The organism is Luteibacter mycovicinus, assembly GCF_000745235.1.
Classification (GTDB): domain Bacteria; phylum Pseudomonadota; class Gammaproteobacteria; order Xanthomonadales; family Rhodanobacteraceae; genus Luteibacter; species Luteibacter mycovicinus.
Map to the genome: position 1 here is coordinate 2,606,279 of NZ_JQNL01000001.1, position 12,374 is coordinate 2,618,652.

The 12,374-nt window shown below is 64.6% G+C and carries 13 protein-coding genes; 3 read left to right on the top strand and 10 right to left on the bottom strand.

The genetic code is table 11. The features are described 5' to 3' along the window. The first annotated feature begins 121 nt into the window (after positions 1-121). Positions 122-328 (top strand): hypothetical protein, encoded by a 207-nt coding sequence (locus FA85_RS11475; RefSeq protein ID WP_036116594.1) that lies wholly within the window; start codon positions 122-124, stop codon positions 326-328. Between the two features lie 15 nt (positions 329-343). Further along, positions 344-1,135, top strand: coding sequence for a ComF family protein (locus FA85_RS11480; RefSeq protein WP_239739907.1), 792 nt, complete (start codon positions 344-346; stop codon positions 1,133-1,135). On the opposite strand, the gene ubiA is transcribed toward FA85_RS11480, so the two are convergent. The 8 genes from ubiA to FA85_RS11515 form a co-directional block, all read right to left on the bottom strand. Further along, complete coding sequence (gene ubiA, locus FA85_RS11485) at positions 1,062-1,952, bottom strand: 4-hydroxybenzoate octaprenyltransferase (RefSeq protein ID WP_036118630.1); 891 nt, start codon at positions 1,950-1,952, stop codon at positions 1,062-1,064. The two genes, FA85_RS11480 and ubiA, sit on opposite strands and share 74 nt — an antisense overlap. A gap of 243 nt (positions 1,953-2,195) precedes the next feature. Beyond that, positions 2,196-2,354, bottom strand: a complete 159-nt coding sequence (locus FA85_RS21895) for a hypothetical protein (protein WP_156108817.1) — start codon at positions 2,352-2,354, stop codon at positions 2,196-2,198. An 82-nt stretch (positions 2,355-2,436) separates the two neighbouring features. After that, the gene (locus FA85_RS11490) at positions 2,437-3,921 is read right to left on the bottom strand and encodes a mannitol dehydrogenase family protein (RefSeq protein ID WP_036116592.1); all 1,485 of its coding nucleotides are present in this window, start codon (positions 3,919-3,921) and stop codon (positions 2,437-2,439) included. Between the two features lie 2 nt (positions 3,922-3,923). Beyond that, the gene (locus FA85_RS11495; RefSeq protein WP_036116590.1) at positions 3,924-5,000 is read right to left on the bottom strand and encodes an ABC transporter ATP-binding protein; all 1,077 of its coding nucleotides are present in this window, start codon (positions 4,998-5,000) and stop codon (positions 3,924-3,926) included. Between the two features lie 10 nt (positions 5,001-5,010). After that, positions 5,011-5,841, bottom strand: a complete 831-nt coding sequence (locus tag FA85_RS11500; RefSeq protein WP_036116587.1) for a carbohydrate ABC transporter permease — start codon at positions 5,839-5,841, stop codon at positions 5,011-5,013. A 10-nt stretch (positions 5,842-5,851) separates the two neighbouring features. Then, positions 5,852-6,730 carry a carbohydrate ABC transporter permease gene (locus FA85_RS11505; protein ID WP_036116586.1) on the bottom strand — a complete coding sequence of 293 codons (879 nt, stop codon included), beginning with the start codon at positions 6,728-6,730 and terminating at the stop codon, positions 5,852-5,854. Further along, on the bottom strand, positions 6,730-8,088 hold the full coding sequence (locus FA85_RS11510) for an ABC transporter substrate-binding protein (protein ID WP_051944087.1): 1,359 nt from the start codon (positions 8,086-8,088) through the stop codon (positions 6,730-6,732). Before FA85_RS11510 ends, FA85_RS11505 begins: the two co-directional genes overlap by 1 nt. Before the next feature lie 285 nt (positions 8,089-8,373). Next, the gene (locus FA85_RS11515) at positions 8,374-9,300 is read right to left on the bottom strand and encodes a helix-turn-helix domain-containing protein (protein WP_081907616.1); all 927 of its coding nucleotides are present in this window, start codon (positions 9,298-9,300) and stop codon (positions 8,374-8,376) included. A 48-nt stretch (positions 9,301-9,348) separates the two neighbouring features. On the opposite strand from FA85_RS11515, the gene FA85_RS11520 reads away from it, so the two are divergent. Further along, the gene (locus tag FA85_RS11520) at positions 9,349-9,948 is read left to right on the top strand and encodes a short chain dehydrogenase (RefSeq protein ID WP_036116583.1); all 600 of its coding nucleotides are present in this window, start codon (positions 9,349-9,351) and stop codon (positions 9,946-9,948) included. A 17-nt stretch (positions 9,949-9,965) separates the two neighbouring features. Here the strand turns inward: FA85_RS11520 and ilvN are convergent, their stop codons facing one another. Then, complete coding sequence (gene ilvN, locus FA85_RS11525) at positions 9,966-10,445, bottom strand: acetolactate synthase small subunit (RefSeq protein ID WP_036116582.1); 480 nt, start codon at positions 10,443-10,445, stop codon at positions 9,966-9,968. A 2-nt stretch (positions 10,446-10,447) separates the two neighbouring features. Continuing rightward, a complete protein-coding gene (ilvB, locus tag FA85_RS11530) occupies positions 10,448-12,241 on the bottom strand; it encodes a biosynthetic-type acetolactate synthase large subunit (protein ID WP_081907675.1) in 1,794 nt (597 codons plus the stop codon). Positions 12,242-12,374: the final 133 nt, after the last annotated feature.

The following is a 12,374-nucleotide window of genomic DNA, read 5'->3' on the forward strand; positions in this document are numbered from 1 at the left end:
GAAGGCGCGCAGTGTGGAAAGGTCGGCTCACACTGTCAACCTTAACGGCTATTCGCGGGTTTACGGTCGAACGACGCGTGCCGCCGTACGATGGGGACAACGACCTTCCCGGAGACCATCTATGAGCGCTGGACAAGGCAGCAGCGGCAACGTCATCGCCGCCGTGTGCAGTTTCTTTATCCCGGGCCTGGGTCAGCTGGTCCAGGGCCGCGTCTTCAAGGCACTCATCATGTTCGTGCTGGCGGCTGTCCTATGGATCATCTGGCTGGGCTGGATCATCCACCTGTGGTCGATCGTCGACGCCGCGATGTTCCGGCGGCGCGACTGACGCGGCCTGCGACGCATGGATGCATCCCGGTACCGTCCGTGGCTGAACGCGGCGACGCGATTCCTCCTGTCGCCGCGTTGTCTGGTCTGCGAGGCCGACGGGCTGGATGGCCGGGCCCTTTGCGGAGCGTGCCGTTCCGGCCTCGTCCGTAATGACGTCTGCTGCGGCCGGTGTGCCGTTCCGCTCCCGGTAGCCGTGGCCGAATGCGACGCGTGCCGCCAGCGCGAAAGGCCGTGGGCCGATCTCTGGGTGCCGTTCGTCTACACCTGGCCGATCGACGCGCTGGAGGCCCGTTTCAAGTTCGCGGGAAGTCTTGTCGCGGGCCGGGTGCTCGCCGACGCGTGGCTAGCCGCCGGCCAGCCGCCGACGATGCCGGAGCTCATCCTGCCCGTGCCGTTGCACTCGTCCCGTCTGCGCTCCCGTGGCTACAACCAGGCGCTCGAACTCGCCCGTCCGCTGGGCAGGCATCTGGGTATTCCGGTCAGGCACGACGTGCTCAGGCGGGTGAAGCGGACCACGGCGCAGACCGAACTCGACGCGGTCACGCGCGCGCGTAACGTACGCGGCGCCTTCGACGTACGGCGCATGCCGCCGCAACGTCACGTGGCGTTGCTCGATGACGTCATGACCACCGGCGCGACGCTAGGCGAATGCGCGCAGTTGCTGATCGAAGCCGGCATCCCTCGGGTGGATGTGTGGGCCCTGGCGCGCACGCCGGCGCCGGGCATGCCGCTTACAGGGCCAGCGCCACCACGATCCCCACCCACAACGCCAGGCCCACCCAGTTGTTCTGGCGGAACGCCGTAAGGCAGGCCTGGCGATCGCGGTCGCGCATGATCCATTGCTGCCAGGCGAAGAGCCCCGTCGTGGCGGCGAGCGCGAGCCAGTACGGCCAGCCCAGCCCCGAACGTGTGCCCACCAGCAGCATGGCGAGCAGGAACGTGCCCATCAGGATGCCGATGATGACGAGGTCCGCATCGGCGAACAGGATGGCCGTGGATTTCGCGCCGGCCTTGATGTCGTCCTCGCGGTCGACCATGGCGTACTCGGTGTCGTAAATCACCGACCAGATGATGTTGGCGATGAAGAGCAGCCACGCGACCGGCGGCACCGTGTCGGTCACGGCGGCGAACGCCATCGGGATCGACCAGCCGAAGGCCGCGCCGAGCACCACCTGGGGCAGGTTGGTGTAGCGCTTGGAGAACGGGTACACCGCCGCGAGCGCCGCGCCGGCGAATGACAGCAGGATGGTCAGCGTGTTGGTAAACAGGACCAGCACGAAAGAAAAAACGAGCAGCCCGGCGAACACACAGAGCGCTTCGCGCGGCGTCACTCGCCCGCTGGCGATCGGCCGTCCGGCCGTCCGCGCGACCTGAGGGTCGAGCTTGCGGTCGGCGTAGTCGTTGATCGCGCAGCCGGCGGAGCGCATGGCGAACACGCCGAGGGTGAAAATGATCAACGGGCCGACCGGCGGGAAGTCTTTCGCGGCGAGCCAGAGTGCCCACCAGGTTGGCCACAGGAGCAGCAGCGCACCGATGGGGCGGTCCATGCGGGTGAGGACGAGATAGGCGTGGATCTTCTCGCGATGGGCCGCGGGCAAACCCTTGAGCAGGAAGGCAAGCACGCGTTCGGCGCTGGTGGACGCGTCGGCGGGGCGTGCGGCTACGTCGGGCGCGGGCGCTACTGCCTTGCGCGCGGTGGTCGGCGCCTTGCGTCGCGGGGCGGGCTTCTTCGGTGTCGGACTCATGCCGTGAAGTCTAGCGGCTGAAGCGGTGACCGCGTCATCGCTTCGCCGGGATTCGCCGGCGGGACTGCGTCACACAGAAGCGAGTCTAAAAAAAGGGCGCCTCTCGGCGCCCGGGGTCGATCAAGGTTCCAGCCGCTCGATGGGATCATCGTTGACTGGCGGCTCAGGGTCCGCGTCGCGCTCCGGCTTATAGCTGCCGGGCTGGCGGATCTCATCTTCCGGGCGGTTCTTGCCCGGTTCGGCAAAGGGCGGCTGCGGGTTGGTCGGATTGTAGGGCATGGTGGGGACTCCACTTGCTACGAGGTCGGGGGACCACCGTAGGATCGGGTAAGTGAAGTCCCTGAGATCGCCCCATGAAACCTCAGTCGACGAGGGAGTCGAGGTTCTCCAACGTTTTGCGTACGCCCTGCTTTTCCAGTGATTCCACGTAAATGTCGTACTGCCTGCGGAATCGCTTGTCGCTGGCGGGCAACGGACCCACCAGTTCGACGCTTTTGATCAGCGCGTCTTTCGAACCGCTGTCGATCAGCGGCTGGACGAGACGCATCGCATTCGGTTCGCGCAACGGATACGTCTCACCGTTGTCGTCCTTGCCGACACGTACATAGCGGTCGAAGGTCGCCAGCAGGAAGGCCACGCGGCGGGCATCTCTGCCGTCTTCCAGACACGCGGTAATCGTCGGCCCCAGGAACCCGGGGATCTTCGAGCCGCCATCGAGGCACAGCCGGTCCAGCTGGTCCGCGATCGACGCGTTGCTGAACCGGTCGAGCAGCTTCTTCTTGTAGGGCCCGAGATCCATGCCTGGCAGCGACTTCAGCCAGACGCCCGCGTCGTCGTCGAGAAAGGCGGTGAGGTACGCGTTGAACAGAGGATCCTTCACGGCGATGTCGACCCGACGGTGGCCGGCCAGGAAGGCCGGATACGCCAGCATCTGGTGGGAGCCGTTGAGCAGGCGGATCTTGGCATCCTCGTACGGCGAGACGTCGTCGACGATCTGCACGCCGTGCTTCTCCCACGATGGCCGACCGTGTCGGAACTTGTCTTCGAGTACCCACTGGATGAAGTCTTCGCAGACCACGGGCGCCTGATCGTCGAGGCCGGTCGCGGCATTGAGTTCGTCGCGCACCTTCGCCGTGGTCGCCGGCGTGATGCGATCGACCATGGCGTTGGGGAAGTCGACCTCCCGGTCGATCCAGTCCGCCAGTTCGTCCGACCGTGCCTTCGCGAACGCGAGCACGGCGCGCTTCGCCTGCGCACCGTTGTGACGAAGGTTGTCGCACGACATCACGGTGAACGCATCCACGCCGGCGGCACGGCGCTTTTCCAGCGCGCCGACGATGAAGCCGAATACGCCCTTCGGCGTGTCCGGATGATTCAGGTCATAGGCCACCGTTTCATCGTCGAGCCGGAACGTCCCGTGCTCATCGATCAGGTAGCCACCTTCCGTGATCGTCAGCGAGACGATACGGATGGCCGGGTCGGCGAGGCGGTCGAGTACCCTGGTGCCGTCATCGGGCGCATACAGGTAGTCGACCATGGCGCCGACGACGTGCGTCTTCCGCTCGCCGCGTGGATCGTATTCGCTGACTGAATACAGGCCCTGCTGTGCCTTGAACGCCTCCGCCAGCGGACGGTCATGCTCGAGCAGGTTGATGCCCAGAATGCCCCACGCATGCATCGCGGGATCGGACAGCGCGTGATGGGTATAGATCGCCAGGTGCGCACGATGAAACGCGCCGACGCCGATATGTGCGATGCCGGCGGTGACCTTCGTGCGGTCGAAGGGCGGTGCGTCGACGCCCTGGGGAAGGCGGTCGAGCGAGTCGTTACGGAGGGGGAAGGCCATGGTCAGACTCGTGGAGGATGATGAATGGCGACGTCGTTGGCATCGAAGACGTGAGCGTGCGTCAGGTCGAGGCGGATGCAGATGTCGCGACCGGCGCGTCGCTCGAAGTCGCCTTCCGCGCGCACCGTGATCGAGCCGACCTGCGGCACGTCGACGTAAGCATAGGTTTCGCTGCCAAGCCGCTCGACGACGCTGAGCTTGCCGTTGATCGTCTCGCCGCTACCGTCGCCGTCACACACGCGAAGGTGTTCCGGGCGAATGCCGATAGTGACCTTGCCGGTGGCTTCGACGCCGGCCACGCTGACGGTATTGCCGTTGGCGAGGCGGAACGTACCGCCTTCGGCTGTCGCCTCGAGGAAGTTCATCTGCGGCATGCCGAGGAACCCGGCGACGAACTTGTTCACCGGCTTGTGATACAGCGCCATCGGTTTGCCGATCTGCTCGATACGCCCGTGGCTGAAGATCGCGATGCGATCCGCCAGCGTCATGGCTTCGACCTGATCGTGGGTGACGTAGATCATCGTCGCGTTGAGTTCGGTGTGCAGCCGGGCGATCTCGAGGCGCGTCGCCGCACGCAGCGCGGCATCGAGGTTGGACAGCGGCTCGTCGAACAGGAATACGCGCGGTTCGCGGGTGATGGCGCGACCGATCGCGACACGCTGGCGCTGACCGCCGGAGAGTGCGGACGGCTTGCGGTCGAGGTACGGTTCCAGGGCGAGGATCTTCGTCGCCCTGGCCACCTTCTCGTCGATCGCGCGCTGGTCCATCTTCGCCAGCTTCAGCGCGAACGACATGTTCTCGCGCACGGTCATGTGCGGATAGAGCGCGTAGCTCTGGAACACCATGGCAAGGTCGCGCTTATCCACCGGCTTATCGGTGATGTCGTCCTTGTCGAGCAGGATCTGCCCGTCGTCGGCCTCTTCGAGGCCGGCGATCAGACGCAGCGTGGTGGACTTGCCGCAGCCCGAAGGCCCGAGGAAGACGCAGAACTCGCGATCCTCCACGACGAGGTCGATGCCCTTGATGACGTCGACGCCCTCGAAAGACTTGCGCAGCTGACGGATTTCCAGACGGGACATGGGTGGCTCCTTATTTGACTGCGCCGAAGGTGAGACCGCGGACGAGCTGTCGCTGCGACAGCCAGCCGAGCACCAGGATGGGTGCGCAGGCCAGGGTCGACACGGCGGACAACTTCGCCCAGAACAGCCCCTCGGGACTGGAGAACGAGGCCACCAGCGCGGTCAGTGGCGCGGCGCTGGCGGTGGTGAGGTTGAGCGACCAGAACGCTTCGTTCCACGAGAGGATCAGGCAGAGCAGCGCGGTCGAGGCGAGGCCGCCGCGGCTCACCGGGATCAGTACCCGGAACATCGTCTGCGTGGTGCTGGCGCCATCCATGCGGGCCGCTTCGAGGATGTCGTACGGAATGTCGCGGAAGTACGTGTAGATCATCCAGACCATGATCGGCAGGTTGATCAACGCGAAGATGATCACCAGCGCGGTCTTCGAATCGAGCATGTTCAGATCGCGGCAGATCAGGTAGATCGGCACCAGTACGCCCACGCTCGGCAGCATCTTGGTCGAGAGCATCCACAGCAGCACGCTCTTGGTCTTCATCGTCGGGTGGTACGCGAAGGCGTACGCCGCCGGCACCGCCACGATCATGCCGAGGATGGTGGCGCCGCCCGCCGTCACGATGGAGTTCCACGCGTAGTGCAGATAGTTCGCACGGGCCAGGATCTGCTCGTAATTCTCCAGGGTCGGCGCGAACAGGAAGTGCGGCGGCATGCTGAAGGCATCCAGCTCGGACTTGAAACTGGTCAGCACCATCCAGAGAATCGGAAAGAACATGACGAACGCGACGATCCATGAAGCGACGATGCGTAGCGTGCGGGCGAGGGGGTTGCGGGTCTTCTTGGCCATGGCTGTCTCCTCACGCCTTCTCGGTCAACGACTTGCCGATCAGGCGGATGAGGAACACCGCCATGATGTTGGCCAGTACCACGGCGACCAGACCGCCGGCCGACGCGGCACCCACGTCGAATTCGAGCAGTGCCTGCGTGTACACCAGGTACGGAATGTTGGTCGTCGCATCGCCCGGACCACCGTTGGTGGTGACGAAGATCTCGGCGAAGATGTTGAGCAGGAAGATGGCCTCGACCATCACCACCACGGCGATGGGGCGCGCCAGGTGGGGCAGGGTCAGATAACGGAAGATCGCAAAGCCCCGCGCACCATCCATGCGTGCGGCTTCCATCTGCTCGCGATCCAGCGACTGCAGCGCGGTGACGAAGATCAGAATGGCGAACGGAAGCCATTCCCACGACACCACGGTGATCACGGAAAGTAGCGGCCAGTCGGCGAACCAGTTCACGGGTGTGGCCCCGAAGGCCTTCCACACCCACGCGAGAAAGCCCGATACCGGATTCATCAGCAGGTTTTTCCAGACCAGCGCTGCCACGGTGGGCATGATGAAGAACGGCGAGATCAGAAGCATGCGGACGATGCCCTGGCCCGGAAACGTCTCGTCCACCAAAACCGATATCAGCACACCGCCGACCACGGTGATCACCAGCACACTGCCCACGAGCAGGATCGTGTTGAGGATCGAGGTCCAGAAGCTCGGGTAGGTGAAGAAGTAAGCGAAGTTTTCCAGCCCGACGAAGGCCGACTTACCCGGGTAAAGCAGGTTGTAATACTGGGTCGAGAAATACAGCGTCATCGCCAGGGGCACGATCATCCATACCAGCAGCATGATGATCGCGGGCTGGGCGAGCAGCCGTTCCGGACGTTTACGGATGCGCGCGCTCATTACGGCGACTCCTTCTGGATGACCGGCTTGTTGTCGTAGTAGCCGGCACGTTTCATGGTGCGGCTGACCGCGCCCTGGGCCGTGTGCAGCAATTCATCGATGTTGCCGCGGCCGGCCAGCGCACCGGCGATCTGGCGGCCGACCAGCGTCGCCACCGCCTGGAACTCGGGAATGGAAACGATCTGAATACCCTTGTACGGCACGGGCTTGAGCGTGGGGTGCGAGGGATCGACGGCCTTCAGCGAGTCGTAGGTGACCTTCGCGAAGGGTGCCGCCTCGATGTAGCCCGCGTTCGCATACGTCGACTCACGGGTACCCGGTGGCGTCGCCTGCGCGCCGTACTTGTCCGCGACCAGCTTCAGATACGGTTTGGACGTCGCCCAGAGGATGAAGTCACGCGCCGCATCGGGCTGGCGCGTGCTGGCCGGGATCGCCAGCGACCAGACCCACAGCCACGACGAACCGCGATCGGTGATCTGATGCGGCGAGCGCGTAAAGCCGACGTTGCCGACCACCTTGCTTTCCTTCGGATCGGTGACCGTGCCGCCGCCAACGCTTGCGTCGACCCACATGGCGCATTTGCCCGCGGCGAACAGGGCGAGGTTTTCGTTGAACCCGTTATCCGACGGGCCGGGTGGCCCGTAGTTCTTGAGGAGATCGACGTAGAAATTGACCGCCTTGTGCCACTCGGGCGTATCGATCTGCGGATGCCACTGCTCGTCGAACCAGCGTCCGCCGTAACTGTTGACGATGGTGCCGAGCAGGGCCATGTTCTCGCCCCAGCCGGCCTTGCCGCGCAGGCAGATGCCGTACACGCCGTTGGCCGGGTCATGCAGCTTCTGCGCAAAGCCTTTGATCTGATCCCAGGTCGGCTCGGCCGGCATGGTCAGGTTGGCCCTGGCGAACAGATCCGTGCGGAAGTACGTAACGCTGGCTTCGGCGTAGAAAGGCACGGCATACAGGTGGTTATCCACCGTCAGCTGCTCGCGCACGTTCTTCATGACGTCGTTGACGTCGTAGTCGGCCGGCAGGTTATCAAGCGGTTTCAGCCACTGCTGCTTGCCCCATAGCGGCGCCTCGTACGCACCGATGGTGATGACATCGAACTGCCCGCCATGGGTGGCGATGTCCGTGGTCAGACGCTGACGCAGCGTGTTTTCTTCGAGCACCACCCAGTTCAGATGCACGCCGGGATGCGTGCGCTCGTACTCGGGGGACAGTGCCTGCATGCGCACCATGTCCGCGTTGTTCACGGTACCGATCGTCAGTGTCGTGTCGGCGTGGGCGGCGGAAATCCCCAGCGCTGCGAACAGCGCGGAGGCGGCTAGGGCGCCGAGCCGGTTCCGGTAATCGCTCATCGTGCCTCCCTGGGCGGCGGGCTTTCGCGCGGTGACGTATCTGCCGTCGCGTCGAAGTGGATGTGCGTTTATAGGTTTTATCGCGGACGGCTCACCAATACGCGCAACGTGGTTTTCCGGTGAAAATACATACTTTTTTGCGGAAAGGCCCTCGCAGGGGCGCGGGAAAACGGCGATACAACGAGCTTTATGCTGCGATGCAGCATTCCCGTTGCACGACAATAAAGTACGTAAAAACGCGAGGATGAGGATTCGGCAGTAACGGACGCGTGACGCGTCGCGACATCAAAGGTCGGCGACGGGCAGCCGATGACGCATCCGATATTCGCGCGGGGTCATCCCGGTGAGGCTCAGGAACCGACGATTGAAGTTGGAGAGATTGCTGAAACCGACCTCGTAGCAGATGTCGGTAATCGAGGCCGGTGAGCTGACCAGCTTCTCGCAGGCGTGCTGCACGCGCGTCTGGTTGACGTAGTCGATGAAGCGGTAGCCCGTGTGCTGATGGAAAAAGCGCGAGAACGCCGATTCCGACATGCCAAGGCGGTCCGCCACCGCCCTGAGCGATACGTCCCCGGTGTAATGCCGGTCGATGAAGGCCACGGCGCGGTGGAGCTTCATCGACTGGCTGGGGTCGGCCGAGGCCTGAAAGGGCCGGCTGCTGAGTGGCCGGCGCGCGGTATCTTCGGCCAGGGCCTCCACCATCTCGAAGAAGCTGGCTACCCGGCGAAGTCCCGGATGATCGGAGACGCGGCGGAACAGCGGTTCGAGCTGCCTGCCCAGCTCCGAAGAAAACTGGATACCGTAGCGGGCTTCCTCGAGCAGCAGGGACTTCACGTGGCGGGCGGATGGGAAAAATTCAGTACACCGACGGACGAAGGCTTCTGAGAAAAGGATCACCCTGTCACGCAGCGGCGAGGGCTCGCATCCTGCATCGGTGACCCAGTTGTGCGGAACGTTGGGCCCGGTGAGCATCAAGGTATAAGGCGCGAAGCGGCCTTCGTAGTCGCCGACATAAGCCGTGCCCTCGGTCGCTACGATCAGGTGCAGCTCGTACGCGGGGTGGTAATGCCAGCGGATCAGCCGGCTGCGCGAGCCGTGCTCGAGGTAATGAATCGACGGTTCGTCGGACAGACCCAGCAGATCCTGCTCACGACCGAGTGCCGACGTATCGGCCATGGGTGGCGGCAGCGAAAGGGCGGCGCGACGATTCATGCGGCCGAGAGTACCCTCTCCCGCTGGCAATCTCCAAGGAGCAGTGCAATGAAGGTTCTCATCGTCGGTGCCAGTGGCACGCTGGGCCGCGCCGTGGCGGCCGAACTCGGCGAGCGCCACGAGATCGTCACGGCGGGGCGCTCGGGTGGCGATCTCCGCGTGGATCTTCGTGACAGCGAAAGCATCGAGGCCATGTACCGTGAACTGGGCAAGCTCGACGCCGTGGTTTGCGCGGCGGGCAAGGTACCGTTCGCGCCCCTGGCCGAGTTGACCGAGGCAAAATACGTCGAGGGCCTGCAGGACAAACTGCTGGGGCAGGTCCGCCTCGTCCAGCTCGGCGTCGACTCCCTTCACGACGGCGGCTCATTCACGCTGATTACCGGCATTCTCACCGAGCAGCCGATCCTGGCCGGCGCGTGCGCAAGCATGGTCAACGGCGCGGTCGAGGGTTATGTGCGTGGCGCCGCCATCGAGCTGCCGCGCGGTATCCGCATCAACGTCGTCAGCCCCAGTGTACTGTCGGAGGCCATGGCATCGTATGGGCCGTATTTTCGGGGCTTCGAGCCGGTCGGCGCGGCGCGGGCGGCGCTGGCGTTTTCGCGGTCGGTCGAGGGGCGGGAGACGGGGAAGATCTACAAGGTCTGGTAGACCATCCCGCCCCAACGTCAGGCGATCGCCAGCGGTCTTTCGATCGCGGCGATCCCGCTCCGCGCATGATCGACGATCTCGCCCGCGACACGCAGTGCGACAAGAAACGCATCCACTTCGTCGGCGCGCCCCGTGTACTCGACAACCGACTGACCCGCCGCGCGTTGCAGCATGCGCCCGCCGAACTGCGCGAGGCAGAGATCGACCGCGGCATGGCTGGCCTCGATGCGCGCCACCAGCAGCTCGCGTTCCACGTGTTCGCGGCGCGTGAGTTCGGCGATCTCGATCACGTCGATCAGTTTGGCCGACTGCTTGATGATCTGCTCGACCACGTCGTCGTCGCCGAAGATCACCAGCGTGAGTCGGGAGGCGTCCGCATCGTGCGTGGCCGCTACCGTCAGCGATTCGATGTTGTAGCCACGCGATGCGAACAGGCCCGCCACACGCGCCAGGGCGCCGGCTTCGTTCTGCAACAGCATGGAGATCAAGTGGCGCATGGTCAGAACATCCCTGTAGGTTCGGCGGTGGAGGCGATCGGCGGGTTGCGGCTGGCGATCCAGTCGCCGGTGATCATCTCGGCGTAGGTGGCGCCCGGGCCGACCATCGGATAGACGCCGGCGTCGGCATCGATCACGACTTCCAGGAAGGCGGGGCCGTCGAAGGCAAGGAAATCGGCGATCGTCGCGTCGATGGCGGCGGGGTCGTCGAGGCGCCGCGCCCATTCGAAGCCATCCGCTTGCGCGGCGCGCACGAAATCCTTCTTGTGCAGGCTCTTGTCCGACGCGGAGAAGCGGCCCTTGAAGAACAGCTTCTGCCACTGACGAACCATGCCGTCGCCGCTGTTGTTGAGCACGACGACCTTTACCGGCAGGCCATAGGTGGTGACCGTCTCCATCTCGCCGATGTTCATGCGGATGCTGGCGTCGCCATCGATGTCGATGACGGTCAGGTCGCGCCGCGCGAACTGGGCGCCGATGGCGGCGGGCAAACCAAAGCCCATGGTGCCCATCGAGCCCGAGGTGAGCCAGTGTCTGGGCTCGCGAAAATCGAAGTACTGCGCGGCCCACATCTGGTGCTGGCCCACGCCCGTAGTGATGATGGCGCGGCCGTCCGTGATGCGATTGATCGCCTGGATGACCGCGCAAGGCTGGATGGTCTCGCCGTCCCGGCAAAAATTCATCGCGTGTGTGGTCTTCAATGCGCCGACATGGTCGTGCCATGCCGCGTAGTCGGGTTTGAATCCGATGCGCCTGCCGTAATCCAGCAGTCGCTGGAGCGACACGTCGAGCGAGCCGACGTGGTGCCAGTCCACCGACTTGACCTTGCCGATTTCGGCGGGATCGATGTCGATCTGCGCGATGGCGCGTGCGCTCGGTGCGAACTTAGTCGGCACGCCCACGACGCGGTCGTCGAAGCGCGCGCCGAGGGCGAAGACGAAGTCGCTGTCGTCCATCGCATAGTTGGCATACGCCGCGCCGTGCATGCCCAGCATGTGCAGCGCGAGCGGGTCGGTGGTGTCGAAGCCGCCGATGCCCATGAGTGTGGTGACCACCGGAATGCCGAAGGCGTGTGCGAACTCACGGAGGATGGATGACGCGCCCGCCGCGATGATGCCGCCGCCCGAGTAAATCAGGGGGCGTTCGGCCCTGGCTAGGGCGTCGAAGAAGCTCGCGCAATGGGCGTCGGCGATAGTCGCCGACTCCACGGCGCGCAGCCGCGAGCGATAGCCGCGCACGGGTAATTCGCGGCGGCCTTCGAAAATGAGGGGTGCGTTCTGCACGTCCTTGGGGATATCGATCACCACGGGGCCGGGACGGCCGCTGCGCGCGATATGGAACGCGGTACGCAACGTGGCTTCGAGCGTGGAGGCGTCCGTGACCAGAAAGACGTGCTTGGCGCAAGCGCCCATGATCGTGCTGATCGGCGCCTCCTGAAAGGCATCGGTGCCGATGGCGCCCGTTGGCACCTGGCCGCAGATCACGACGACGGGAATGGAGTCGGCCATGCAGTCGCGCACCGGTGTCACGGCGTTGGTCGCGCCGGGGCCGGAGGTGACCAGGGCCACACCCACCCGCCCGGAGGCACGGGCATAGCCGGCGGCCATGAAGCAGGCCCCTTGTTCGTTGGCGGGGACGATGAGCGGCATCGGTTCGTTGCCGTCGTCTTTCGTGTGCTCCGCGTTGTAACGGAACACCGCATCGTATACGGGAAGGATCGCGCCGCCGGAGTAACCGAAGAGTACGTCGAGGCCCTCGTCGGCAAGCACTTGCACGACGATGTCGGCACCGGTCATGGCCTGACCGGCGAGCGGGTGATTCGATGCGATGCGGCGGGTTTCGCCGACGGTATCCAGTTGCGCGTTCACGTTGATATCGATTCCTTTGGCGGCGTGTAGGAGCGCGCCCTGCGCGCGACTGAGGGACATC